Origin of the sequence: Streptomyces johnsoniae (assembly GCF_031845565.1) — a bacterium.
Classification (GTDB): domain Bacteria; phylum Actinomycetota; class Actinomycetes; order Streptomycetales; family Streptomycetaceae; genus Streptomyces; species Streptomyces johnsoniae.
Genome location: NZ_JAVREV010000004.1, coordinates 204,038 through 229,384, shown reverse-complemented (window position 1 = coordinate 229,384; position 25,347 = coordinate 204,038). Strand labels below are relative to the sequence as shown.

The 25,347-nt window shown below is 73.6% G+C and carries 23 protein-coding genes; 22 read left to right on the top strand and 1 reads right to left on the bottom strand.

Annotation, left to right across the window (positions count from 1 at the left end):
• Positions 1-128 precede the first annotated feature (128 nt).
• The 14 genes from pyrR (at position 129) to RM779_RS09140 (ending at position 16,844) form a co-directional block, all read left to right on the top strand.
• Positions 129-701 carry a bifunctional pyr operon transcriptional regulator/uracil phosphoribosyltransferase PyrR gene (gene pyrR, locus RM779_RS09205; RefSeq protein ID WP_311617177.1) on the top strand — a complete coding sequence of 191 codons (573 nt, stop codon included), beginning with the start codon at positions 129-131 and terminating at the stop codon, positions 699-701.
• 59 nt (positions 702-760) lie between these two features.
• Positions 761-1,750: an aspartate carbamoyltransferase catalytic subunit gene (locus tag RM779_RS09200; protein WP_311617176.1), complete on the top strand. Its 990-nt coding sequence runs from the start codon at positions 761-763 to the stop codon at positions 1,748-1,750.
• Positions 1,747-3,042, top strand: coding sequence for a dihydroorotase (locus RM779_RS09195; RefSeq protein ID WP_311617175.1), 1,296 nt, complete (start codon positions 1,747-1,749; stop codon positions 3,040-3,042). Before RM779_RS09200 ends, RM779_RS09195 begins: the two co-directional genes overlap by 4 nt.
• The gene (locus RM779_RS09190) at positions 3,039-3,674 is read left to right on the top strand and encodes a PH-like domain-containing protein (protein ID WP_311617174.1); all 636 of its coding nucleotides are present in this window, start codon (positions 3,039-3,041) and stop codon (positions 3,672-3,674) included. The genes RM779_RS09195 and RM779_RS09190 overlap by 4 nt, the downstream gene beginning before the upstream one ends.
• Entirely contained in the window at positions 3,671-4,813 is a 1,143-nt protein-coding gene (gene carA, locus RM779_RS09185; protein WP_311617173.1) for a glutamine-hydrolyzing carbamoyl-phosphate synthase small subunit, read from the top strand. The genes RM779_RS09190 and carA overlap by 4 nt, the downstream gene beginning before the upstream one ends.
• Entirely contained in the window at positions 4,806-8,117 is a 3,312-nt protein-coding gene (carB, locus tag RM779_RS09180; protein WP_311617172.1) for a carbamoyl-phosphate synthase large subunit, read from the top strand. Before carA ends, carB begins: the two co-directional genes overlap by 8 nt.
• Positions 8,114-9,289, top strand: coding sequence for a quinone-dependent dihydroorotate dehydrogenase (locus RM779_RS09175; RefSeq protein WP_311617171.1), 1,176 nt, complete (start codon positions 8,114-8,116; stop codon positions 9,287-9,289). Before carB ends, RM779_RS09175 begins: the two co-directional genes overlap by 4 nt.
• The gene (gene pyrF / locus RM779_RS09170; RefSeq protein ID WP_311617170.1) at positions 9,286-10,131 is read left to right on the top strand and encodes an orotidine-5'-phosphate decarboxylase; all 846 of its coding nucleotides are present in this window, start codon (positions 9,286-9,288) and stop codon (positions 10,129-10,131) included. The genes RM779_RS09175 and pyrF overlap by 4 nt, the downstream gene beginning before the upstream one ends.
• 229 nt (positions 10,132-10,360) lie before the next feature.
• Positions 10,361-10,684, top strand: a complete 324-nt coding sequence (locus RM779_RS09165) for an integration host factor (RefSeq protein WP_077062580.1) — start codon at positions 10,361-10,363, stop codon at positions 10,682-10,684.
• Positions 10,685-10,745: 61 nt separating this feature from the next.
• On the top strand, positions 10,746-11,297 hold the full coding sequence (gmk, locus tag RM779_RS09160) for a guanylate kinase (RefSeq protein ID WP_311617169.1): 552 nt from the start codon (positions 10,746-10,748) through the stop codon (positions 11,295-11,297).
• Positions 11,298-11,346: 49 nt separating this feature from the next.
• The gene (rpoZ, locus tag RM779_RS09155) at positions 11,347-11,619 is read left to right on the top strand and encodes a DNA-directed RNA polymerase subunit omega (RefSeq protein WP_059008417.1); all 273 of its coding nucleotides are present in this window, start codon (positions 11,347-11,349) and stop codon (positions 11,617-11,619) included.
• 141 nt (positions 11,620-11,760) lie between these two features.
• Positions 11,761-12,975, top strand: a complete 1,215-nt coding sequence (gene coaBC, locus RM779_RS09150) for a bifunctional phosphopantothenoylcysteine decarboxylase/phosphopantothenate--cysteine ligase CoaBC (RefSeq protein WP_311617168.1) — start codon at positions 11,761-11,763, stop codon at positions 12,973-12,975.
• A gap of 213 nt (positions 12,976-13,188) precedes the next feature.
• Positions 13,189-14,397, top strand: coding sequence for a methionine adenosyltransferase (gene metK, locus RM779_RS09145; protein WP_311617167.1), 1,209 nt, complete (start codon positions 13,189-13,191; stop codon positions 14,395-14,397).
• A 317-nt stretch (positions 14,398-14,714) separates the two neighbouring features.
• A complete protein-coding gene (locus RM779_RS09140; RefSeq protein WP_311617166.1) occupies positions 14,715-16,844 on the top strand; it encodes a primosomal protein N' in 2,130 nt (709 codons plus the stop codon).
• A gap of 14 nt (positions 16,845-16,858) precedes the next feature.
• Here RM779_RS09140 and RM779_RS09135 read toward each other — a convergent pair whose 3' ends face one another.
• Entirely contained in the window at positions 16,859-17,365 is a 507-nt protein-coding gene (locus tag RM779_RS09135) for a hypothetical protein (RefSeq protein ID WP_311617165.1), read from the bottom strand.
• A 253-nt stretch (positions 17,366-17,618) separates the two neighbouring features.
• On the opposite strand from RM779_RS09135, the gene fmt reads away from it, so the two are divergent.
• From fmt to RM779_RS09095, 8 genes are all read left to right on the top strand, one after another.
• Positions 17,619-18,551, top strand: coding sequence for a methionyl-tRNA formyltransferase (fmt, locus tag RM779_RS09130; RefSeq protein ID WP_311617164.1), 933 nt, complete (start codon positions 17,619-17,621; stop codon positions 18,549-18,551).
• Positions 18,552-18,609: 58 nt separating this feature from the next.
• Positions 18,610-20,070, top strand: a complete 1,461-nt coding sequence (locus tag RM779_RS09125; protein WP_311617163.1) for an RsmB/NOP family class I SAM-dependent RNA methyltransferase — start codon at positions 18,610-18,612, stop codon at positions 20,068-20,070.
• Positions 20,071-20,074: 4 nt separating this feature from the next.
• Entirely contained in the window at positions 20,075-20,749 is a 675-nt protein-coding gene (rpe, locus tag RM779_RS09120) for a ribulose-phosphate 3-epimerase (protein ID WP_077062587.1), read from the top strand.
• Positions 20,750-20,907: 158 nt separating this feature from the next.
• Complete coding sequence (locus RM779_RS09115; protein WP_077062588.1) at positions 20,908-21,891, top strand: sugar-binding transcriptional regulator; 984 nt, start codon at positions 20,908-20,910, stop codon at positions 21,889-21,891.
• A gap of 23 nt (positions 21,892-21,914) precedes the next feature.
• Positions 21,915-22,043, top strand: coding sequence for a hypothetical protein (locus RM779_RS09110; RefSeq protein ID WP_311617162.1), 129 nt, complete (start codon positions 21,915-21,917; stop codon positions 22,041-22,043).
• 389 nt (positions 22,044-22,432) lie between these two features.
• On the top strand, positions 22,433-23,872 hold the full coding sequence (locus RM779_RS09105; RefSeq protein WP_311617161.1) for a GuaB1 family IMP dehydrogenase-related protein: 1,440 nt from the start codon (positions 22,433-22,435) through the stop codon (positions 23,870-23,872).
• Positions 23,873-23,923: 51 nt separating this feature from the next.
• Positions 23,924-24,616, top strand: coding sequence for a class I SAM-dependent methyltransferase (locus RM779_RS09100; RefSeq protein WP_311617160.1), 693 nt, complete (start codon positions 23,924-23,926; stop codon positions 24,614-24,616).
• 269 nt (positions 24,617-24,885) lie between these two features.
• Positions 24,886-25,344: a phospholipase gene (locus tag RM779_RS09095; protein WP_311617159.1), complete on the top strand. Its 459-nt coding sequence runs from the start codon at positions 24,886-24,888 to the stop codon at positions 25,342-25,344.
• The last annotated feature ends 3 nt before the right edge of the window (positions 25,345-25,347 follow it).

The following is a 25,347-nucleotide window of genomic DNA, read 5'->3' as shown; positions in this document are numbered from 1 at the left end:
GGGCTGGGGAGTGGGCCTCTGACCTGGGAGAATGCGGAGGGTGCCAATCGGCCTGGTATCCTCGGCGCCGATCGGCCAGACGTCCTTTAAGGCCCGTCCCGTGAGGCGGGGAAGGAGGTCCTTTTCGTATGGACGCAAGGGAATCTTCGGCACGCTCCGTCCTGGAGGCGCCGGACATCGCGCGGGCTCTCACCCGCATCGCCCACGAGATCGTCGAGCGTGCCAAGGGCGCCGACGACGTGGTGCTTCTCGGCATTCCGACCCGCGGCGTCTTCCTCGGCCGCAGGCTCGCCGCCAAGCTGCGGGACATCACCGGCCACCCGGTGCCCGTCGGCTCGCTCGACATCACCATGTACCGCGACGACCTGCGGCTGCGGCCGGCCCGCGCGCTGGCGCCGACGGACATCCCCGGCGACGGCATCGACGGGCGCCTCGTCGTGCTCGTGGACGACGTCCTGTTCTCCGGCCGCACCATCAGGGCCGCGCTCGACGCGCTGGGCGACATCGGCCGCCCCCGCGCCGTTCAGCTCGCCGTCCTGGTGGACCGGGGACACCGGGAGCTGCCGATCCGCGCCGACTACGTCGGCAAGAACATTCCGACGTCGCTGCGGGAGACGGTCAAGGTGCTGCTCACCGAGGAGGACGGCCGCGACGGCGTGCTGCTCGGCGTGCGCGAGCACACGCCGGCCGGCGAGCGCTAGCGCGCCGCCGCGCTCGGTCCCGTCCCCAGCACGCTTCCCTCTCCCACGGAAGGCACCTGATGAAGCACCACCTCATCTCGGCCACCGATCTCACCCGCGACGACGCCGTGCTGATCCTCGACACCGCCGAGGAGTTGGCCCGCGTCGCGGACCGGCCGATCAAGAAGCTGCCGACGCTGCGCGGCCGCACCGTCGTCAACCTGTTCTTCGAGGATTCCACCCGCACCCGCATCTCGTTCGAGGCGGCGGCGAAGCGGCTCTCCGCCGATGTGATCAACTTCTCCGCCAAGGGCTCGTCCGTCTCCAAGGGCGAGTCGCTGAAGGACACCGCGCTGACCCTGGAGGCGATGGGCGCCGACGCGGTCGTCATCCGCCACCACGACTCCGGCGCCCCGCACCGGCTGGCCACCTCGGGCTGGATCGGCGGCTGCGTGGTCAACGCGGGCGACGGCACGCACGAGCACCCCACGCAGGCGCTGCTCGACGCGTTCACGCTGCGCCGCCGCCTGGTCGGCGGCCGGAACGGCGGCGCGGGCGCCGACCTTTCCGGCCGGCGCGTCACCATCGTCGGCGACATCCTGCACAGCCGGGTGGCCCGTTCCAATGTGCACCTGCTGACCACGCTCGGGGTGGAGGTCACGGTGGTCGCGCCCCCGACGCTGCTGCCCATCGGCGTCGCCCACTGGCCGTGCGAGGTCTCCTACGACCTGGACGCGGTCCTGGCCAAGTCCGATGCCGTGATGATGCTGCGCGTCCAGCGCGAGCGGATGAACGCCGCCTATTTCCCGACCGAGCGCGAGTACGCCCGCCGCTACGGACTGCACGGCGCCCGGATGGCGCGGATGCCCGAGCACGCCGTCGTGATGCACCCCGGCCCGATGAACCGCGGCATGGAGATCACCGCGGAGGTCGCCGACTCGCCGCGCTGCACCGCCGTGGAACAGGTATCCGGCGGCGTCAGCGTCCGCATGGCCGTCCTGTACCTGCTGCTCGGCGGCGCCTGGCCCGCCGACACCGCCCGCACCGACGAGAACGGACAGCCCGCATGACCCACACCGAGCGCACCCTCATCCGCGGCGCGCGCATCCTCGGCGGATCGCCGCGGGACCTTCTGATCGACGGTGAGACGGTCGCCGAGGTGGGCACCGGCCTGTCCGCGGCCGGCGCGGCCGTCGTCGAGGCGGACGGGCTGATCCTGCTGCCTGGCCTGGTCGACCTGCACACGCACCTGCGCGAGCCGGGCCGCGAGGACTCGGAAACGGTCCTCACCGGCACCAGGGCCGCCGCGGCCGGCGGGTTCACCGCCGTGCACGCTATGGCCAACACCTTCCCCGTCGCCGACACCGCGGGCGTCGTCGAGCAGGTCTGGCGCCTGGGCGCCGAGTCCGGCTACTGCGACGTCCAGCCGGTGGGCGCCGTCACCGTCGGCCTGGAGGGCAAGCAACTGGCCGAGCTGGGCGCCATGCACGAGTCGGCGGCGCGCGTCGTCGTCTTCTCCGACGACGGCAAGTGCGTCGACGACGCGGTGATGATGCGGCGCGCCCTGGAGTACGTGAAGGCGTTCGACGGCGTCATCGCCCAGCACGCGCAGGAACCGCGGCTGACCGAGGGCGCCCAGATGAACGAGGGCATCGTCTCCGCCGAGCTGGGCCTGGCCGGCTGGCCCGCCGTCGCCGAGGAGTCGATCATCGCGCGCGACGTGCTGCTCGCCGCCCACGTCGGCTCCCGCGTGCACGTCTGCCACCTGAGCACCGCGGGCTCGGTGGAGCTGGTGCGCTGGGCCAAGTCCAAGGGCTGGCAGGTCACCGCCGAGGTGACGCCCCACCACCTGCTGCTCACCGACGACCTGGTGCGTTCCTACGACCCGGTGTTCAAGGTCAACCCGCCGCTGCGCACCGAGGAGGATGTGATGGCGCTGCGGGAGGCCCTGGCCGACGGCACCATCGACTGCGTCGCCACCGACCACGCCCCGCACCCGCACGAGGACAAGGACTGCGAGTGGGGCGCCGCGGCCATGGGGATGATCGGCCTGGAGACCGCGCTCTCCGTCGTCCAGCACACCATGGTCGACACCGGGCTGCTGGACTGGTCAGCCGTCGCCGACCGGCTGTCCGTCCGCCCCGCCGCCATCGGCCGCCTCGGCGGCCACGGCCGGCCGGTCGCGGCGGGCGAGCCCGCCAACCTGACGCTTCTGGACCCGGCGCACCGCGCCGTCGTGGAGCCGGGCGCGTTCGCCTCCCGCAGCCGTAACACGCCCTACCGGGGACGCGAGCTGCCCGGCCGGGTACTGCACACGTTCCTGCGCGGCCGGGCCACCGTGCGGGACGGGGCCCCGGTATGACCGCGGCGCTGTACCACCTGCTGGCCGAGGAGCAGACGGAACGCAGGTCCCAGGAGGTGACCGACTGGGCCGCCCGCATCGGGTGGATCGTCGGCATCCTGTTCTTCCTCGCGCTCGTCTACTGGCTGATGCGCGAGGGCTGGAAGTGGCGGGCCGTGCTCCAGGGCGACGTGCCCGCGCTCACGCCCGCGCCCGCCGTCCCCGCGGACCCCCGGCTGCACCTGACCGGCCGCTACCACGGCACCACGACGGCGGGGCAGTGGCTGGACCGCATCGTGGCCCACGGCCTCGGCGCCAGGAGCCGCGCGGACGTCACCCTCACCGACGAGGGCGTGACCGTACTCCGCCCCGGCGCGGCCGACTTCCACATCCCGGCCGGCCGCGTGCGCGGCGCGCGCCTCGACAAGGGCATCGCGGGCAAGGTGCTCACCGAGGGCGGCCTGCTCGTCATCACGTGGGAGCACGGCGGCCGGCTGCTCGACTCGGGCTTCCGCGCGGACCGGGCGGCCGAGCACGCCGCGTGGGTCGGGGCGCTCGGCCCGTTCACGCCGCACGAAGACCCCGGCCAGGACCACCGCGAGCCGAGCGACACCCGTAAGACCCGTAAGACCCGTAAGGAAGGTGCACGATGACCACCGCCCCGCGGCACACCGCCACGGCCCCCGCCGTGCTGGTTCTCGAGGACGGCCGGGCCTTCCACGGCCGTGCCTACGGCGCGGTCGGCGAGACCTTCGGGGAAGCCGTGTTCGCCACCGGCATGACCGGCTACCAGGAAACGCTGACCGACCCCTCGTACCACCGGCAGGTGGTCGTGATGACCGCCCCGCACATCGGCAACACCGGGGTGAACGACGAGGACCCGGAGTCCCGCCGCATCTGGGTCGCCGGCTACGTCGTCCGTGACCCTGCCCGCATCCCGTCCAACTGGCGCTCGGTGCGGCCCCTCGACGCGGAGCTGGCGGGCCAGGGCGTCGTCGGCATCAGCGGCGTCGACACCCGCGCCCTCACCCGCCACCTGCGCGAACGGGGCGCCATGCGCGCGGGTATCTTCTCCGGGCCCGCGCTCAGCGACGAGGAGACGCTGCTGACGCGCGTCAGGTCCGCGCCGCCCATGGTCGGCGCCGACCTGTCCGCGGAGGTCGCCACGACGGAGCCCTACGTGGTCCCGGCCATCGGCGAGAAGCGCTACACCGTCGCCGCGATCGACCTCGGCATCAAGGGCATGACTCCCCACCGGATGGCCCAGCGCGGTATCGAGGTGCACGTCCTGCCCGCGACGGCCACGCTGGAGGAGGTGTACGCCGCGGGCCCGGACGGGGTGTTCCTTTCCAACGGTCCGGGCGACCCGGCGGCCGCCGACCACCCGGTCGCGCTGACGCGCGGCGTGCTGGAGCGGCGCACCCCGCTGTTCGGTATCTGCTTCGGCAACCAGATCCTCGGCCGCGCCCTCGGCTTCGGCACGTTCAAGTTGAAGTACGGCCACCGCGGCATCAACCAGCCGGTGAAGGACCTGGCCACGGGCCGCGTCGAGGTCACCGCGCACAATCACGGCTTCGCCGTCGACGCGCCGCTCGACGCGGTCTCGGAGACCCCGCACGGTCGCGTCGAGGTCTCCCACGTCTGCCTGAACGACGACGTCGTCGAGGGGCTGCGGCTGCTGGACCGCCCGGCCTTCAGCGTGCAGTACCACCCCGAGGCCGCCGCGGGTCCGCATGACGCCGCCTACCTCTTCGACCGCTTCGTCTCCCTGATGGAGGACCAGCGTGCCTAAGCGCACCGATATCCAGTCCGTCCTGGTCATCGGCTCGGGTCCGATCGTCATCGGCCAGGCCGCAGAGTTCGACTACTCCGGGACCCAGGCGTGCCGGGTGCTGAAGGCCGAGGGGCTGCGCGTCATCCTGGTCAACTCCAACCCGGCGACCATCATGACCGACCCGGAGATCGCCGACGCCACCTACGTCGAGCCGATCACCCCCGAGTTCGTCGAGAAGATCATCGCCAAGGAGCGCCCCGACGCGCTGCTGGCGACCCTCGGCGGCCAGACCGCGCTGAACGCCGCGGTCGCCCTGCACGAGGCGGGCACTCTCGCGTCGTACGGCGTGGAGCTGATCGGGGCCAACATCGAGGCGATCCGCAAGGGCGAGGACCGCGACCAGTTCAAGAAGGTCGTCGCCGCCGTCCGCGGGCGCATCGGGCACGGCGAGTCCGCCCGTTCCGTGATCTGCCACTCCATGGCGGACGTGCTGGCCGGGGTCGAAGAGCTGGGCGGCTACCCGGTCGTCGTCCGGCCCTCGTTCACCATGGGCGGGGCCGGCTCCGGCTTCGCCCACGACGAGGGGGAGCTGCGCCGCATCGCGGGCCAGGGCCTGGCGCTCTCGCCGACCACCGAGGTGCTCCTGGAGGAGTCCATCCTCGGCTGGAAGGAGTACGAGCTGGAGCTGATGCGCGACCGCAACGACAATGTGGTGGTCGTCTGCTCCATCGAGAACCTGGACCCGATGGGCGTCCACACCGGCGACTCGATCACCGTGGCCCCGGCGATGACGCTCACCGACCGCGAGTACCAGATCCTGCGGGACATCGGCATCGAGGTCATCCGTGAGGTCGGCGTCGACACCGGCGGCTGCAATATCCAGTTCGCCGTGAACCCGGAGGACGGCCGCGTCGTCGTCATCGAGATGAACCCGCGGGTCTCCCGCTCCTCCGCCCTCGCGTCGAAGGCCACCGGCTTCCCCATCGCCAAGATCGCCGCCCGGCTGGCGATCGGCTACACGCTGGACGAGATCCCCAACGACATCACCGAGAAGACGCCCGCCTCGTTCGAGCCGACCCTCGACTATGTGGTCGTCAAGGTCCCGCGGTTCGCGTTCGAGAAGTTCCCGGCCGCGGATGCCACGCTGACGACGACGATGAAGTCCGTGGGCGAGGCCATGGCCATCGGCCGCAGCTTCACCGAGGCGCTGAACAAGGCCCTGCGGTCGGTGGAGAAGAAGGACGCCCCGTTCGACTTCACGGGCGCGCCCGGCGACAAGGCGGGCCTCCTCGCGGTGGCCGCCGTCCCCACCGACGGCCGGCTGAACACGGTGATGGCCGCCATCAGGGCCGGTGCCACGCAGGAGGAGGTCTTCGAGGCCACGCGCATCGATCCGTGGTTCGTCGACCAGCTGTTCCTCATCAAGGAGATCGCGGACGAGCTGGCCGCCGCGGCGCTCCTGACTCCCGAGCTGCTGGCCACGGCCAAGCGCCACGGGTTCTCGGACACCCAGATCGCCGGCATCCGCGGGCTGCGCGAGGACGTCGTGCGCGAGGTCAGGCACGCGCTGGGCGTGCGTCCCGTCTACAAGACGGTCGACACGTGCGCCGCCGAGTTCGCCGCCCGCACCCCGTACCTGTACTCGTCCTACGACGAGGAGACCGAGGTCGCGCCGCGCGAGAAGCCCGCCGTGATCATCCTCGGCTCCGGTCCCAACCGCATCGGCCAGGGCATCGAGTTCGACTACTCCTGTGTCCACGCCTGCTTCGCGCTCAGCGACGCCGGCTACGAGACCGTGATGGTCAACTGCAACCCGGAGACCGTCTCCACCGACTACGACACCTCCGACCGGCTCTACTTCGAGCCGCTGACGCTGGAGGACGTTCTGGAGATCGTGCACGCCGAGACGCAGGCGGGCCCCGTCGCCGGGGTGCTCGTGCAGCTCGGCGGGCAGACCCCGCTCGGCCTGGCCCAGGCGCTCAAGGACAACGGGGTGCCCGTCGTAGGCACCTCGCCCGAGGCGATCAACCTCGCGGAGGAACGCGGCGCGTTCGGCCGCGTGCTGGCGGAGGCCGGGCTGCCCGCGCCGAAGTACGGCACGGCCTTCTCGTTCGACGAGGCCAAGGCCATCGCCGCCGGCATCGGCTACCCGGTCATGGTCAGGCCCAGCTACGTGCTGGGCGGGCGCGGCATGCAGATCGTGTACGACGAGCCCGCGCTCGCCGAGTACCTGAGGCTGCACGCCGGGCTGATCTCCGAACACCCGGTGCTGATCGACCGCTTCCTCGACGACGCCATCGAGATCGACGTCGACGCGCTGTACGACGGCGAGGAGCTGTACCTCGGCGGCGTCATGGAGCACATCGAGGAGGCCGGCATCCACTCCGGCGACTCGGCCTGCGCGCTGCCGCCGATCACCCTGGGCGGCTTCGACATCAAGCGGCTGCGCGCCTCGACGGAGGCCATCGCCCGCGGCGTCGGCGTCCGCGGCCTGATCAACATCCAGTTCGCGATGTCCGGGGACATCCTGTTCGTACTTGAGGCCAATCCGCGCGCCTCCCGCACCGTGCCGTTCACCTCCAAGGCCACCGCCGTGCCGCTGGCGAAGGCCGCCGCCCGGATTTCGCTCGGCGCCACGGTGGCGCAGCTGCGCGCCGAGGGCGTGCTCCCGGCGCACGGCGACGGCGGCACGCTGCCGCCGGACGCGCCGATCTCCGTCAAGGAGGCGGTGATGCCGTGGTCCAGGTTCCGCGACGTGCACGGACGCGGCGTGGACACCGTGCTGGGGCCCGAGATGCGTTCCACGGGTGAAGTCATGGGCATCGACTCGGTCTTCGGCACCGCGTACGCCAAGTCGCAGGCCGGCGCCTACGGCGCGCTGCCCACCAAGGGGCGGGCGTTCGTCTCGGTCGCCAACCGCGACAAGCGGGCCATGATCTTCCCGGCCCGCGCGCTGGTCGAGCACGGCTTCGAGCTGCTGGCCACCTCCGGCACCGCGGAGGTGCTCCAGCGCAACGGGATCAGCGCGACCGTCGTGCGCAAGCAGAGCCAGGGCGAGGGCCCGCAGGGTCAGCCGACCATCGTCCAGCTCATCCACGACGGGCAGGTGGACCTCATCGTCAACACGCCCTACGGCACCGGCGGCCGGCTCGACGGGTACGAGATCCGCACCGCCGCCGTCGCCCGCGGCGTGCCCTGCCTGACCACGGTGCAGGCCCTGGCCGCCGCCGTGCAGGGCATCGACGCGCTGGGGCGCGGCGAGGTCGGCGTGCGCTCCCTCCAGGACCACGCACGCGCCCTCGGCGCGGCGCGGGAGCAGTGACCGCCGTGCCCGGCTACCCGCTGCTCTTCGACACCGTCCTGCGCCGCCTCGACGCCGAGCGCGCCCACCGCCTCGCGTTCGCCCTCATCCGCGCCGCGTCCCGCGTGCCGGGGCCGCGGGGGGCGGTGCGCGGCGCGTTCGCGCCGCGGCATCCGGCGCTGCGCGTGCGGGCGCTCGGCCTGGACCTGCCGGGCCCGTTCGGCCTGGCCGCCGGCTTCGACAAGAACGCGGTCGGGGTCCAGGGCCTGGCCGCCCTCGGCTTCGACTTCGTGGAGATCGGAACGGTCACCGCGCGGCCGCAGCCGGGGAACCCGGCGCCGCGCCTCTTCCGCCTGCCGCGCGACCGCGCCCTGGTCAACCGGATGGGCTTCAACAACGACGGCGCCGTCGCCGTCGCCGCCCGCCTGGCACGCCGCCGCGCCACCTGGCCCGTGGTCGGCGTCAATATCGGGAAGACCAAGGCCGTCCCCGAATCGGGGGCCGTCGCCGACTACATCGCCTCCACCGAGCGCCTGGCCCGTTACGCCGACTACCTCGTCGTCAACGTCTCCTCGCCGAACACCCCGGGGCTGCGCGACCTCCAGGCCGCCGACCGGCTGCGTCCCCTCCTCGCCGCCGTCCGCGAGGCGGCCGACCGCGGTTCGCCGGTGCGACGCGTGCCGCTGCTGGTGAAGATCGCCCCCGACCTCGCCGACGAGGACGTCGACGCGGTCGCGGACCTCGCCGCGGAAACGGGCCTCGACGGCATCGTCGCGACCAACACCACCATCGGCAGGGACGGCCTCGCCACGGACGCGGCGGCGGTGGCGGCCCTCGGGGCCGGCGGGCTGTCCGGGGCACCGCTGAAGGAGCGCTCGCTCGCTGTGCTGCGCCGCCTGTACGCGCGGGTCGGCGACCGGCTGACGCTGATCGGCGTCGGCGGCATCGAGACGGCCGAGGACGCCTGGGAACGGGTGCTGGCCGGCGCCACCCTGATCCAGGGCTACAGCGGCCTCATCTACGGCGGCCCCGGCTGGGCCCGCACCATCCACCGCGGGCTGGCCGAGCGGCTGGCCGCGAGCCCGTACGCGACGCTCGCCGACGCCGTCGGCGCCTCGGCCCGCGCACCGGCGCCGGGCACGGCCGCACCGGGCACGGCCGCGCCGGGCCCGGCAGCGAAGGAGGCACCGTGACCACGACCGAGCCCTTCGGCGCCCGCCTGCGGCGCGCCATGGACGAACGCGGCCCGCTGTGCGTGGGCATCGATCCGCATGCCGCGCTGCTGGCCGACTGGGGCCTGGGCGACGACATCGACGGCCTGGAGCGCTTCACCCGGACCGTGGTGGAGGCGCTGGCGGGCCGGGTCGCGGTGCTGAAGCCGCAGTCCGCGTTCTTCGAGCGGTTCGGCTCCCGCGGTATCGCCGTGCTGGAGCGGGCCGTCGCGGACGCGCGCGACGCGGGGGCGCTGGTCGTTGCGGACGTGAAGCGCGGCGACATCGGCTCCACGATGGCCGCCTACGCCGACGCGTACCTGGCCAGGGGCGCCCCGCTGTTCTCCGACGCGGTGACGCTCAGCCCCTACCTCGGCTACGGCGCGCTGCGCCCCGCGCTCGACCTGGCCCGGGAGAACGGGGCGGGCGTGTTCGTGCTGGCGCTGACCTCCAACCCGGAGGGCCCCGAGGTGCAGCGGGCGAGGAACGCGGCGGGCACCACGGTGGCCGAGGCCGTTCTGGACCGGCTGCGGGCGGAGAACGCGGGGGAGCGGCCGCTCGGTCCGTTCGGGGCCGTGGTGGGCGCGACGCTCGCCGAGGCCGGTGCGGATCTGGCGATCAACGGGCCGCTGCTCGCCCCCGGCATCGGCGCGCAGGGCGCGAGCGCCGCGGACCTGCCGCGCGTTTTCGGCGCCGCGCTCGGTAACGTTCTGCCCGCCGTGAGCCGGGGCGTGCTCCGGCACGGGCCGGACGCGGGCGCGCTGCGCGCCGCGGCGGAACGCGAGGCGGAGGCGATGGCCCGATTCACCGGTGCCGGAGCGTGACGGGTCGTCGCGATGCGCCGCCAGCCGTAGTGATATGCCGGAAATGTCGGGGCTGCTCGATAGCTGACCTGGAGTTTTTGCCGATTCTCCCTGACTTATCGCGGCGACCCCCGCTAGTCTCCGTCGAAGCGGAGCAGCCGAGCGCGTTGCTCGTTGCTCCACCGGTGCGGGGCTACTAGGTTCCTCACCGTTCCGTATCCGACAGTTCGACAACCGAGGTGACGTAGGCGTGGCTCTTCCGCCCCTAACCCCTGAACAGCGCGCAGCCGCGCTTGAGAAGGCCGCCGCGGCTCGCCGGGAGCGCGCCGAGGTCAAGAATCGGCTCAAGCACTCCGGCGCCTCGCTGCACGAGGTCATCAAGCAGGGCCAGGAGAACGATGTCATCGGCAAGATGAAGGTCAGTGCCTTGCTGGAGTCGATGCCTGGCGTCGGCAAGGTCCGCGCCCGCCAGATCATGGAGCGGCTCGGCATCTCCGAGAGCCGCCGGGTCCGGGGGCTCGGCTCCAACCAGATCGCGGCACTCGAGCGCGAGTTCGGCAGCACCCCGGCCTGAGCCGCGGGTCCCCGCCGGCTCCGGTTTCCGCCGCCGCCGCGGGAGAAGCGATAATCGCCGCATGACCGATCGTCCGCGACTGACCGTGCTCTCCGGCCCCTCCGGGGTCGGCAAGAGCACGGTCGTCGCTCATCTGCGTAAAGCCCATCCCGAGGTGTGGCTCTCCGTCTCCGCCACCACGCGGAGGCCACGCCCCGGCGAGCGCCACGGCGTGCACTACTTCTTCGTGGACGACGAGGAGTTCGACAAGCTGGTCGCCAATGGCGAGCTGCTCGAATGGGCCGAGTTCGCCGGGCACCGCTACGGGACGCCCCGCCGTGCCGTGCTCGACCGGCTGGAGGCCGGGGCGCCGGTGCTCCTGGAGATCGACCTCCAGGGCGCCCGGCTCGTCCGCACCTCCATGCCGGACGCCCGCCTGGTGTTCCTGGCGCCGCCCAGCTGGGAGGAGCTGGTCCGCCGGCTCACCGGCCGCGGCACCGAGCCGCCCGAGGTCGTCGAACGGCGCCTCGCCGTGGCCAGGACGGAGCTGGCGGCGGAGCGCGAGTTCGACGTCACGCTGGTCAATACCTCCGTCGAGGACGTCGCGGCGGAGCTGCTAGCCTTGATTCGTTGACCACTCTGTGAAGTGGGGCAATCCCGAGACATCCAGCGGAAGGCAGAGCGTGTCCTCTTCCATCACCACGCCCGAGGGCATCATCAACCCGCCGATCGATGAGCTGCTCGAGGCCACCGACTCGAAGTACAGCCTCGTGATCTACGCCGCCAAGCGCGCGCGCCAGATCAACGCGTACTACTCGCAGCTCGGCGAGGGCCTGCTGGAGTACGTCGGCCCGCTCGTGGACACCCACGTGCACGAGAAGCCGCTCTCCATCGCGCTCCGCGAGATCAACGCGGGCCTGCTCACCTCAGAGGCCGTCGAGGGCGCCACCGACTGACGGCGTTCGCGTACGGGCCCGGTCGCAACCCTGCGGCCGGGCCCTCCGTCTGCCGTGCGGCAGGATGGTCCCCGGCAGGCGCAAGGCGCAAGGCGCAGGCGGCAGGCGATGACAGGCAGCGGCAGCGGGAAGAGGCGAGCGATGGAGCGGCCCAGGGTCGTCCTCGGGGTAGGCGGCGGCATCGCCGCCTACAAGGCGTGCGAGCTGCTGCGGCGGTTCACCGAGTCAGGGCACGAGGTGCGGGTGGTGCCGACCGCGTCGGCGCTCCGCTTCGTCGGCGCGGCCACCTGGGCCGCGCTCTCCGGGGCGCCCGTGGCCACCGAGGTCTGGGAGGACGTCGAGGAGGTGCCGCACGTCAGGATCGGCCGCGAGGCGGACCTCGTCGTCATCGCTCCCGCCACGGCGGACGTCCTCGCCCGCGCGGCCGGCGGCCGGGCCGACGACCTCCTGACGAACGTCCTGCTCACCGCGAACTGCCCGGTGGTCTTCGCGCCCGCGATGCACACCGAGATGTGGGAGCACCCCGCCACCAGGGAGAACGTGGCGACGCTGCGCCGCCGCGGCGCGCTGGTCGTCGAGCCTGCCGTGGGGCGCCTCACCGGCGCGGACACCGGCAAGGGCCGCCTGCCAGACCCCGAGGCGATCTTCGCGTTCTGCCGCCGCGTGCTGGACCGCGGACCCGCGGCCCTGGACACCGACCTCGCCGGGCGGCACGTGGTGGTCACCGCCGGCGGCACCCGCGAGCCGCTCGACCCGGTGCGCTTCCTCGGCAACCGTTCCTCGGGCAAGCAGGGCTACGCGCTGGCCCGCACCGCCGTCGCCAGGGGCGCCCGGGTCACCCTCGTCGCGGCCAACACCGTGCTGCCCGAGCCCGCGGGTGCCGACGTGATCGAGGTGAGCACCACCGGTGAGCTGCGGGAGGCGGTCCGCAAGGCCGCCGCGGACGCCGACGCGGTGGTGATGGCCGCGGCGGTGGCCGATTTCCGGCCCGCCGTCCGCGCCGAGAACAAGATCAAGAAGCGGGACGGGCAGGACCCGGAGCCGATCGCGCTGGTCCGCAATCCCGACATCCTGGCCGAGCTGTCGGCGGACCGTCCGGCGGGCCGCGTCGTCGCCGGATTCGCGGCAGAAACCGAGGACGTGCTGGCCAACGGGCGCGCCAAGCTGGCCCGCAAGGGCTGCGACCTCCTCGTGGTCAACCAGGTCGGCGAGGCGCTGGCGTTCGGTACCGAGGAGAACGAGGCGGTCATCATCGAGGCGGGCGGCGGTGAGACATCCGTTCCCCACGGCCCCAAGGACGTACTGGCCGACCGGATTTGGGACGCCGTGGCAAGGCGCTGGGCTGCGGTTTCCTGACCGGGGCACGGACGTTGCCGTCTCGCAGAGCGGGCAGCCTCTATGCCTGAAGGTTGCCGGACCGTTACTGTTGTCATCCGGATTCACGCCTGAGCCGAAGCCGTGCCGAAGGTTCAGGGGGGATTCCGGCCGGTTACACTGGCGCCGGCCTCGCCCCGTAGCGGGCGGTCGCCAGTGATTCAGTCAGCAGCCGCTGCAACACTAGGGAGCGATGTGTCCCGCCGCCTCTTCACCTCGGAATCCGTGACCGAGGGTCACCCCGACAAGATCGCCGACCAGATCAGCGACACGATCCTCGACGCGCTGCTCAAGGAGGACCCCTCCTCCCGCGTCGCCGTGGAGACCCTGATCACCACCGGACTCGTCCATGTCGCGGGGGAGGTCACCACCCAGGCTTACGCGCCGATCGCCTCACTCGTTCGCAACAAGATCCTGGAGATCGGCTACGACTCCTCCAAGAAGGGCTTCGACGGCGCCTCCTGCGGCGTCTCGGTGTCCATCGGCGCGCAGTCCCCCGACATCGCGCAGGGCGTCGACACCGCCTACGAGAACCGGGTCGAGGGCGACGAGGACGAGCTGGACCGGCAGGGCGCCGGCGACCAGGGCCTGATGTTCGGCTACGCGTGCGACGAGACGCCCGAGCTGATGCCGCTGCCCATCCGCCTGGCCCACCGCCTCTCCGGCCGGCTGTCCGAGGTCCGCAAGAACGGGACGATCCCCTACCTGCGCCCCGACGGGAAGACGCAGGTCACGATCGAGTACGACGGCGACAAGGCCGCCCGTCTCGACACCGTCGTGGTCTCCAGCCAGCACGCCAGCGACATCGACCTGGACTCGCTCCTCGCGCCCGATATCCGGGAGTTCGTCGTCGAGGCGGAGCTGAAGCTGCTGATCGACGAGGGCATCAAGCTGGAGACGGACGGGTACCGGCTGCTGGTCAACCCGACCGGGCGGTTCGAGATCGGCGGGCCGATGGGCGACGCGGGGCTCACCGGCCGGAAGATCATCATCGACACCTACGGGGGCATGGCGCGGCACGGCGGCGGCGCGTTCTCCGGCAAGGACCCCTCGAAGGTGGACCGTTCCGCCGCGTACGCGATGCGCTGGGTCGCCAAGAACGTGGTGGCCGCCGGGCTCGCCACGCGCTGCGAGGTGCAGGTCGCCTACGCCATCGGCAAGGCCGAGCCGGTCGGCCTCTTCGTGGAGACCTTCGGCACCGCCACCGTCCCGGCCGACCGCATCGAGCGGGCCATCTCGCAGGTCTTCGACCTGCGTCCGGCCGCCATCATCCGCGATCTGGACCTGCTGCGCCCCATCTACGCCCAGACCGCGGCCTACGGCCACTTCGGCCGCGAACTGCCCGAGTTCACCTGGGAGCGCACCGACCGCGTCGACGCCCTGCGCACCGCCGCGGGTATCTAGTACCGCGTCAGCCAAGGTTCGCCCCGTCACGACTCCCCCAGCCCCTCTGGGGGCTGGGGGTGCCCCCATGCGCACGGCACCTCGCAGCGTTACCGAATCGAGCGAATACGGCCACGTATGAGCTGCGATCCGGTGCCTTGCGATGCACCGCATCTGGGGGCACCTCCCTGGGGGCACCTCCCAGACGAAGTCTGGGGGAGGAGTCTGGGGGAGCCGCGGGCTGATCCGACAAGATCGACAGGACAGGACCCAGCCGGCCGGCCCGGGGACCCACGCGGCTTCCGGGCCCTGTCCGACGCGTTTGATGTACTGACCCTGTGGGCGAGGGACCGGAGCAGGCGGCAGAGGTCGGCGAGCAGTTGGCGCTGGTCCGCGCGGCCGGCCGCCGTTCCGCGGCTCCCCGCGCCAGACCGCGCACGTGGCGCGATGCCGAGCGCGCCGAGCGGCTGCCCGTGGCCCGCGTCCTCGTCGACAAGGGGCTCGTCCATCTCGACCGCCTCTTCGACTACGCCGTGCCGGCCGCCATGGACGCCGAGGCCCGGCCGGGGGTCCGGGTCCGCGTGCGGTTCGGTGCCGGTCAGCGCGAGGGCCGCCGCGAGGGCGGCCGGCTGATCAACGGGTTCATCGTGGAGCGCCGCGAGGAGACCGACTTCCCCGGGGTGCTCGCGCCGCTCGCGCAGGTGCTCTCCACCGAGCCCGTTCTCACGCCCGCGCTGCTGCGGCTGTGCCGCTCGGTCGCCGACCGGTACGCGGGCGCCCTCGCCGATGTCGTCGCGCTGGCCGTGCCGCCACGCATGGCCCGCGCCGAGCGGCGGCCCTCGCCCGAGCCGCAGGATCCGCCCGCGCCCCCGGACCCCGGCGGCTGGGCCCGCTATCCCCACGGCCCCGGCTTCCTCGACGCCCTGTCCCGCGGCGAGGCACCGCGTGCCGTGTGGACCGCGCTGCCGGGGCCCGGCTGGGCCGACGAGCTGGCCCGCGCCCTGGCCACCAGCCTCGCCGCCGGGCGGGGCGCACTCGCGGTGCTGCCCGACGGGCGTGCCGCGGCGCGCGTCGACGCCGCCCTGACGGCGCTGACCGGTGGCGGCGCACACGTGCTGCTGACCGCCGACGCCGGGCGCGAGGAGCGGTACCGGCGGTGGCTCGCGGTCAGCCGCGGGGCGGTGCGCTGTGTCGTCGGTACCCGTGCCGCGATGTTCGCGCCCGTGCACGGCCTCGGCCTCGCCGCCATCTGGGACGACGGCGACGCGGCGCACCGCGACGAGCACGCGCCGCAGCCGCACGCCCGCGAGGTGCTGGTGCTGCGCGCCGCGCAGGAACGGGCCGCGGTGTTGCTCGGCGGGCACGGTGTCACCGTCGAGGCGGCGCAGCTGGTCGAGACCGGGTGGGCCGGTCCGCTCGCCGCGGCCCGGGAGACCGTGCGCGAAACGGCGCCCGTGATCCGCACCGTCGTCGAGGACGACCAGCGCAGGGACGAGGCGGCCCGCTACGCGCGGCTGCCCACCGTTGCCTGGCAGGCCCTGCGCGACGGCCTCGCACACGGGCCCGTGCTGGTCCAGGTGCCGCGCCGCGGGTACGCCCCACGGCTGGCCTGCGACCGCTGCCGCACGCCCGCGCGCTGCGCCGACTGCCACGGACCGCTGGCCGCGGAGGGCGCGCTGGAGCTGCTGGGCTGCGGCTGGTGCGGCCGCCGGGCGCCGGAGTGGCACTGCGACGCGTGCGGCTCCCCGCGGCTGCGGGCCGTCGTCATCGGCGCCAGGCGCACCGCGGAGGAGCTGGGCCGCGCGTTCCCCGCCGTCCCGGTCCGCACCTCGGGGCGCGATCACGTGCTGGACACCGTGCCCGATGCGCCCGCCCTCGTGGTGAGCACGCCGGGCGCCGAGCCGGTGCCGGCCGGGCCCGGCTACGCCGCCGCGCTGCTCCTGGACGGGTGGGCTTTGCTCGGCCGCCCGGATCTGCGCGCCGGTGAGGAGGCGCTGCGCCGCTGGCTCAATGCCGCGGCCCTGGTCCGCCCGCAGCCGCAGGGCGGCACGGTCGTCGTGCTGGCCGAGCCGACGCTGCGGCCCGTGCAGTCGCTGGTGCGCTGGGACCCGGCGGGCCATGCGCGGCGGGAGCTGGCCGACCGGGCGTCGCTCGGCTTCCCGCCGGTCTCCCGCATGGCCGCGGTCAGTGGGCCGCCGGACGCGGTGGCCGGACTGCTCGGCGCCGCCCGCCTCCCGCCCGATGCCGAGGTGCTCGGCCCGGTGCGGCTGCCCGTGCCGGACCCCGGCCGCCCGCGCCGCACCGGCGACCCGCCGGCGGGGGAGCAGTGGGACAGGGCGCTCGTCCGGGTGCCGCCCGGCCAGGGCGCCGCGCTCGCGGCGGCGCTGAAGACAGCGCGGGCCGCCCGGCTCGCGCGGCGCGAGAGCGCCGGTGCGCGGGTGCTGATCGATCCTTCCGACATCGGCTGATCCCGGCCCCGGCCTCAGCCGCTGCGCTGGCCGGGGAACGCTCCGGGCCGCGCCTCCTCCGCGTCCGGCGGGGCGCCGCCCTGCCCCGGTACCGTGCGCGCCGGGGGCACGCCCGGGGCCACCGGCAGCTCCGGGCGCGCGCCCTCGCGCGCCGGGGCGGTCTGGCCGCCGATGGGGCGCCGCGCGCCGTAGCGGCGGTGTACCGCCTGCTTGGTGACGCCGAGGGCCGAGCCCACCGCGTCCCAGGAGAAGCCGAGGGAGCGGTCGAAGTCCACCGCGGCGGTGACCAGCGCCTCCACACTGTCGCGGAGCTCCTGCGCGAGACGTACCGTTGGCGCGGGAGCCCGCCCGTACACCACGAAACCGGCGGAAGGCCCGGCGCGGCGCGGACGGTAGACGTTGCCCAGCTGTGCGGTGAGGGTGCGCAGCGCGTCCACCTGGCGGCGGACCCGCTCGATGTCCCGCACCAGCAGATGCAAGCTGGCCCGTGCCTGAGCGTCAGGGGTGGCGTGGTCGGCCATGAACAAGCCTCTCGAACCGGCGTCAAGGAAGCGGGCCCGAAATCGGCCCGTTGCGGTCAATCTGTCTTGACAACGCGCCAGCGCCCGTCGGGGTCACGCTGTCGGCGCGCATCGTCAACTGGGCGGAGCACTCCGGGTCCTGCCCGCCCCTCGCGTCACCCGGGCGTCGCGGACCGTAGACTTGCGAGCCGCCCCGCACCCGCACCCGCACCCGCCCCGCACTCGCACTCGCACGAGAGGTGAATCCCGCACGATGAGGCTCGTCTTCGCCGGCACGCCCGAGGTAGCCGTTCCCGCCTTGGACGCCCTGCTTGCCTCGGACCGGCACGAGGTCGTCGCCGTCGTCACCCGGCCCGACGCCCCCGCGGGCCGCGGCCGGCGCCTGGTCCCCAGCCCCGTGGCCGAGCGCGCCCGGGAGGCCGGGATCGAGATCCTCCGGCCGCACAGGCCGCGCGACCCCGCCTTCCTCGACCGGCTCAGGGAGATCGCGCCGGACTGCTGCCCGGTCGTCGCCTACGGTGCACTGCTGCCCAAGGTCGCCCTGGACATCCCGCCCCGCGGCTGGGTCAACCTGCACTTCTCGCTGCTCCCCGCCTGGCGCGGCGCGGCACCGGTCCAGCACGCGCTGCTCGCGGGGGACGAGATCACCGGCGCCGCCACGTTCCTCATCGAGGAGGGCCTGGACTCCGGTCCGGTGTTCGGGGTGCTGACCGAGGAGATCCGGCGCGACGACACCAGCGGCGATCTGCTGACCCGGCTCGCGCTGGCCGGGTCCGGGCTGCTGGCCGCCACCATGGACGGGATCGAGGACGGCACGCTGGCCCCGAGGCCGCAGCCCGCGGAGGGCGTGAGCCTCGCCCCCAAGCTCAGCGTCGAGGACGCCGCCGCCGACTGGACCGCGCCCGCCCTGCACGTCCACCGGCGGGTCCGCGCCTGCACCCCAGCGCCCGGCGCGTGGACCCTCTTCCGCGGCGAACGCCTGAAGCTGCGGCAGGTCACGCCGGTGCCCGAGCGGACCGGCCTGGCGCCGGGCGAGCTGGCCGCGGAGAAGCAGACCGTGCACGCGGGCACCGGCTCGCACGCCGTCGAGCTGGTCTGGGTGCAGCCCCAGGGCAAGAAGCCGATGCGGGCCGCGGACTGGGCCAGGGGCGTCCGCGTCGCCCCCGGCGAGCGGCTCGGCAGCTGAGAACTCCGCCGTAGGCTTGAACCGCACCCCGTCCCGTACCACCGGAGTTGACCTTTCCGTGAGCAGCCGGCCGCGCCGACCCGCCAGGCCCTACCGACGACCCCGCCGGGACCCGGTGCGGATTCTCGCCTTCGACGCGCTGCGTGCCGTCGACGAGCGCGATGCCTATGCCAATCTCGTGCTGCCCCCGATGCTGGCCAGGGCCAGGTCCACCGGCACGCTCGACGCCAGGGACGCCGCCCTGGCCACGGAGCTGGTCTACGGAACGCTGCGCCGCCAGGGCACCTACGACGCGGTGCTGGCCGAGTGCGTGGACCGGCCGCTGCGCGAGGTCGACCCGCCGGTGCTCGACGTGCTCTCGCTCGGCGCGCACCAGCTGCTCGCCACCCGCATCCCCAGCCACGCGGCCGTCAGCGCGACCGTCGAGCTGGCGCGCTGCGTACTCGGCGACGGGCGGGCCAAGTTCGTCAACGCCGTGCTCCGCCGCGTTGCGGCCCATGACCTGGACGGCTGGCTGACGCGGCTGGCACCGCCCTACGACGACGATCCCGAACGCCACCTGTCCCTGGTGCACGCCCACCCGCGGTGGATCGTCGCGGCCCTGTGGGACGCGCTCGGCGGGGGCCGGGAGGGCATCGAGAGCCTGCTGGCCGCGGACAACGAACGGCCCCGCGTGACCCTCGCGGCCCGGCCGGGGCGCTCCACCGTGGCCGAGCTGCTGGCGGACGGGCGGGCCGACCCGGGGCGCTGGTCCCCGTACGCGGCCCGGCTGGCCGAGGGCGGCGAGCCCGGCGCGCTCGACGCCGTCCGGGACGGCCGCGCGGGCGTGCAGGACGAGGGCAGCCAGCTGGTGGCGCTCGCCCTGGCGAACGCGCCGCTGACCGGCGGCGACACCCGCTGGCTCGACGGCTGCGCGGGCCCGGGCGGCAAGGCCGCACTGCTCGCCGGGCTCGCCGCCGAGCGCGGGGCCACACTGCTCGCGGCGGAGAAGCAGCCGCACCGGGCCAGGCTCGTCGCCCGCACCCTGGCGGGCAACCCGGGCCCTGCGCACACGGTCGTGGCCGACGGCACCAGGCCCGCCTGGCGGCCGGGCACGTTCGACCGCGTCCTGGTGGACGTGCCCTGCACCGGCCTCGGCGCGCTGCGCCGCCGCCCCGAGGCGCGCTGGCGCCGCGGTCCCGAGGACATCGACAGGCTCACCTCGGTGCAGCGCGAGCTGCTGCGCGGGGCGTTGCGGGCGGTCCGGCCGGGCGGAGTCGTGGGGTACGCGACCTGTTCGCCGCATCTGGCCGAAACCCGCCTGGTCGTCGCGGACGTGTTGAAGGGCCTGACGGACACCGGCGCGGAGTGGGTGGACGCCCGTCCGCTGCTGCCCGGTGTGCCGGATCTCGGCGAGGGGCCGGACGTTCAGCTGTGGCCGCACCTGCACGGCACCGACGCCATGTACCTGGCGCTGCTGCGGCGGACCCGGCAGGGGGCGGGCGGCCCGTTCTGCCGCGCTGACATGCTGAATACTTGAGGCCATGGCTCAGATCAACCCCAGCATGCTGTCAGCCGACTTCGCCCGCCTCGCCGAGGAGGCGGCGGCCGTCGAGGGCGCCGACTGGCTGCACATCGACGTGATGGACAACCACTTCGTGCCCAACCTGACGCTCGGGCTGCCCGTCGTCGAGGCGCTGGGCAGGGCCACCGGCACCCCGCTCGACTGCCACCTGATGATCGAGGACCCCGACCGCTGGGCGCCGGGTTTCGTCGAGGCCGGGGCGGGCTCCGTCACCTTCCACGCCGAGGCCGCCGCGGCTCCCGTGCGGCTGGCACGCGAGATCAGGGCCAAGGGTGCGCGGGCTTCGCTGGCGCTGAAACCGGCCACGCCGATCGAGCCGTTCGAAGACCTGCTGCCCGAGCTGGACATGGTGCTGGTGATGACGGTGGAGCCGGGGTTCGGCGGGCAGTCGTTCCTCGACATCATGCTGCCGAAGATCCGCCGTACCCGGCAGCTCATCGACCGGCACGGGCTGCCGCTGTGGCTCCAGGTGGACGGCGGGGTTTCGGCCTCGACGATCGAACGGTGCGCCGAGGCCGGCGCCGACGTCTTCGTCGCCGGATCGGCCGTCTACGGCGCGGACGATCCGGCGGCGGCCGTCGCGTCGCTCCGCGCCCAGGCCGAAAAGGCCGCCTCTCGCCCCACATCGGGATGAACAGCTGCTGTCGATCCGGTTCTCCGCCTCCCGCGGAGTGCAGGGCCAGGACCGGTGGTGCCCGGCATCTGCGAGGATGAACAGGCGAACGTGAGCGGGGACACAAGGCGGAGGACAGTGAGGTGAATGCGGTGCCGACCGGCAGGTCAGCCACACGAATGGGGCCCGCCGAGCTGATGCAGGCGGCCGCGATGGCGCGCCGCTTCTACTTGGAAGGCAAGTCGAAGATCCAGATTGCCGACGAGTTCGGAGTCAGCCGGTTCAAGGTCGCCCGCGTGCTGGAGTCCGCGGTGGAGCACGATCTGGTGCGCATCGAGATCAGGGTCCCCGCCGAGCTGGACGCGGAGCGCTCCGACGCGCTGCGCGCCCGCTACGGCCTGCGGCACGTGGTGGTGGCCGAGTCGCCGTCCGGCACGGCGGACGACACGCCCGATCCCGAGCATCTGGGCGAGGTGGCGGCGGAGCTGCTGGGGGAGCTGGTCTCGGAGGGGGACGTGCTCGGCCTGGCGTGGGGGCGTTCGACGATTCACATGGCGGCGGCCCTGCGCGAGCTTCCGCCGTGCACCGTGGTGCAGTTGACCGGGGTGTACGACGCGGGGACGGCGGAGCGCGGCTCGGTCGAGGCGGTGCGGCGCGCGGCGGCCGTGTCGGGCGGGGCGGCGCACCCGATCTACGCGCCGATGCTGCTGCCCGACCCGGGCACCGCGGCGGCGCTGCGCAGGCAGCCGGGGATCGCGGCGGCGTTCGAATACTTCGACAAGGTCACGATCGCCGCGGTGTCGATCGGCTCGTGGGAGCCCGGCATCTCGGCCGTGCACGACATGCTGGCCAAGGACGAGCGCGAGCACTACGCCTCGCTCGGGGTGGCGGCCGAGATGTCGGCGCACCTGTTCGCGGCGGACGGCCGCCGCGTCGGGCGCGATCTGGGGGAGCGGTGCATCACCGTGGAGGCCGAGCGGCTGCGCCGGGTGCCCGAGGTGGTGGCCATCGCGGGCGGGCGGCGCAAGGCGGACGCCATCGGGGCGGTGCTGCGCTCGGGACTGGTGACGAGCCTGGTCACCGACTCGGCGGCGGCCGACCGGCTGCTGTCGCAGCCGTCCGGGCGGCAGCCGGCCCTGGACCGCTCGGACCCGGACGCGTAGCCCGGGCGGCGCGGACCGGGCCGATGATCTCCTCTGCCGCCCACCGGGCCGCCCCCGGCGGGAACGGCATCGGCAGGCTGAGCACGATGTGGCTGATGCCCGCGTCGATCAGGCCGGGCACGGCCGTGCGCGTCGCGGCCGGGTCGTCGTAGGAGACGTGCCGCTGTGCGGAGCGGGTGATCGCCCCGGGGGCCCGGCCGACGGCCGCGCACTGCGCCTCCAGGGCCAGGACGCGGGCGCGGACCTGGGCGATGTCGTGGTGCGGCGGCCCCTGGACGTTCCACAGGTCGGGCGTGCCGGGCGGCCACGCGCAGGGCGCCGGTGCCCGCGCCGCCCATCAGCAGCGGGAGGTGGCGGTCGGGGCGAGGCGCACAGGGCCATGCCCGCCGCGGGCCGGGCTCGCCGTGCGAACGCGTGTGCGGATGTCTCGGGCGCCGCCCCTCCGGCTCGTCGGTCCGCGCGGGGATCGGAGATAATGACACAGGAGCCGCAGCTCCCCACCGGCCGAATCCGTACCGCAGCAGGTGAGAGAGCGAGCAACATGAGGTTCCTCAACGATTCCACGCCGTCCTACGATCTGACGTACGACGACGTTTTCATGGTCCCCAACCGTTCGGCGGTCGGCTCCCGGCTGGGCGTGGACCTTGCCGCTCCCGACGGGACGGGCACCACCATTCCCCTCGTCGTGGCCAACATGACCGCGGTCGCGGGCCGCCGGATGGCCGAGACGGTCGCCCGCCGCGGCGCCCTCGCGGTGATCCCGCAGGACATTCCGCTCGACGTCGTCACCGAGGTCATCGGCTGGGTGAAGCGCCGCCACCTCGTGCTGGACACCCCGATCGTCCTCGCCCCCACCCAGACCGTCGCCGACGCCCTCGCGCTGCTGCCGAAGCGTGCGCACGGCGCCGGGGTGGTGGTCTCCGCGGAACGTCCGGTCGGCATCGTCACGGAGGCGGACCTGACGGGGGTGGACCGGTTCACGCAGGTGGGCGAGGTGATGTCCCGCGATCTGCTGGTGCTCGACGCGACGCAGGACCCGCGCGAGGCGTTCACCGCCCTGGACTCCGCCCACCGTAAGATCGCGCCCGCGGTCGGCCGGGACGGCCGCCTCGTCGGCATACTCAGCCGCAAGGGGGCGCTGCGCGCCACGCTGTACACGCCCGCCACGGACGACCGCGGGCAGCTGCGGATCGCGGCGGCGGTCGGGGTCAACGGCGATGTGGCGGGCCGCGCGAAGGCGCTGCTCGAAGCCGGGGTCGACACCCTGGTGGTGGACACGGCCCACGGCCACCAGGAGTCGATGCTCGCCACCGTCCGCGCGGTCCGCGGCCTCGATCCGCAGGTGCCCGTTGTGGCGGGCAACGTGGTCTCCGCCGCGGGCACCCGCGACCTCATCGAGGCCGGGGCCGACATCGTGAAGGTGGGCGTCGGACCCGGCGCGATGTGCACCACCCGCATGATGACGGGGGTCGGCCGTCCCCAGTTCTCCGCGGTGCTCGAATGCGCCGCCGAGGCGCGGAGGTTCGGCAAGCACGTGTGGGCCGACGGGGGCGTGCGGCACCCCAGGGACGTGGCCATGGCGCTGGCCGCCGGCGCGTCGAACGTGATGATCGGCTCGTGGTTCGCCGGGACCTTCGAGTCACCGGGCGATCTCCAGCAGGCCGCCGACGGCCGCCTGTACAAGGAGAGTTTCGGCATGGCATCGGCGCGGGCCGTGCGGAACAGGACCAGCGAGGAGTCGGCCTACGACCGGGCCCGCAAGAGCCTCTTCGAGGAGGGGATCTCGACCTCCAGGATGTTCCTCGACCCGGCGCGGCCAGGGGTGGAGGACCTGATCGACTCGATCGTGGCCGGGGTCAGGTCCGCCTGCACCTACGCGGGGGCGGCGACGCTGGAGGAGTTCACCGAGCGGGCGGTGGTCGGGGTGCAGAGCGCCGCCGGATACGCGGAGGGCCAGCCGCTGCACGCCAGTTGGCTGTGATCCGGAGCGCGGGCTGTCGGCCGCGGCCCGCGGTGTGCTGTCCTGCTCGGTATGACTGCACACACCCGTGAGGGATATCAGGGAACGGGCCCGGGCGCGATCACCCCGGACGGCTGCGCCGTGGAACGCTACCTGAGGCTTCCGGTCGGCCGGGAGCCCGACGTTGTGGCCTCGGCCGTGCCGCCGGGCTCCTCCGTTCTCGAACTGGGCTGCGGCGTGGGGCGGGTGACGCATCCGCTGCTGGCACGCGGGTTCGCCGTCACGGCCGTCGACGAGTCACCGGAGATGCTGGGCCACGTCCGCGGCGCGCGCACGGTGTGCGCGTCGGCCGAGTCGCTCGACCTGGGCGGGGAGCGGTTCGACGTGGTGCTGCTCGGCTCGTTCCTGGTGCACAGCGGCGATCCCGAGGTGCGCCGGGGCCTGCTGCGCACCTGCCGCGGCCATGTCGCGGACGACGGCTGCGTTCTCATCGAACGGGAGGGGGCGGACTGGCACGAGCGGGCGCCGCGGGAGTCGCGGACCGGGGACGGCGGTCTCGTCCGGGTCGCCGCCGCCGATCCGGTGGGGCCCGACACGTCCTCGATACGGGTCGAGTACGAATTCCCCGACGTGCGGTGGACGCAGACGTTCCTGTCCTACCGGTACCGCGGTGACGCCTTCGCCCGCGCGCTGGCCGGGGCCGGGCTCGCCGTCGACACGGTCCTGACCGAGGACGGCACCTGGGTGCGGGCGCGCCCGGTGTGAGTCTCCCGCGCGTTCCCGCCGGCCCGCGCCCGGCGCGGGTGCCCATGCACCGGCTGCGGGGCCCGCGCGGCCCGGCCCCGCCCGGCCGCGCGGCGCCGCAGGTCGGCGGGGGTGTGACGCGCATTGCGCCGGGCGCGGGCCTTTCGTTGGCCGGTCTGTCAACTCGCGTAAATGCGCATAGGGTTGAGTATTTCATTACCGAGTCGTAACTTCATCTTCCGGTCCCCACACGGCCGTTCACCAGGCCGTCCGAATCCCGGAGGATGCGCATGCGCACCCGTCATCGGCTCGCCACCGCTCTGTCCACCGCCGCTCTCGCCGTCGGCACGGTCGCCGCCTCGGCCGCCCCGGCCGTCGCAGCGCCGGCCGACAAGCCCCAGGTGCTGTCCAGTTGGACCCAGACCGGGGCGAACAGCTACAGCTCCTGGCTGTCCGCGCGCAACAACCAGGGCGGCTGGTCGGAGTACGACTTCGACTGGAGCACCGATCTGTGTTCGTGGTCGCCGGACAACCCGTTCGGCTTTCCGTTCGATCTGTCGTGCGCGCGGCATGATTTCGGGTACCGCAACTACAAGGACCTCGGCACGTTCGACGCGAACAAGGCGCGGCTGGACAGTGCCTTCTACGCGGACCTCCAGCGGGTCTGCGACGACTACTCGGGAGCGACGGGCTCGGCCTGCGACGCCACCGCATGGACGTACTACCAGGCGGTCCGCAACCTCGGCTGACCG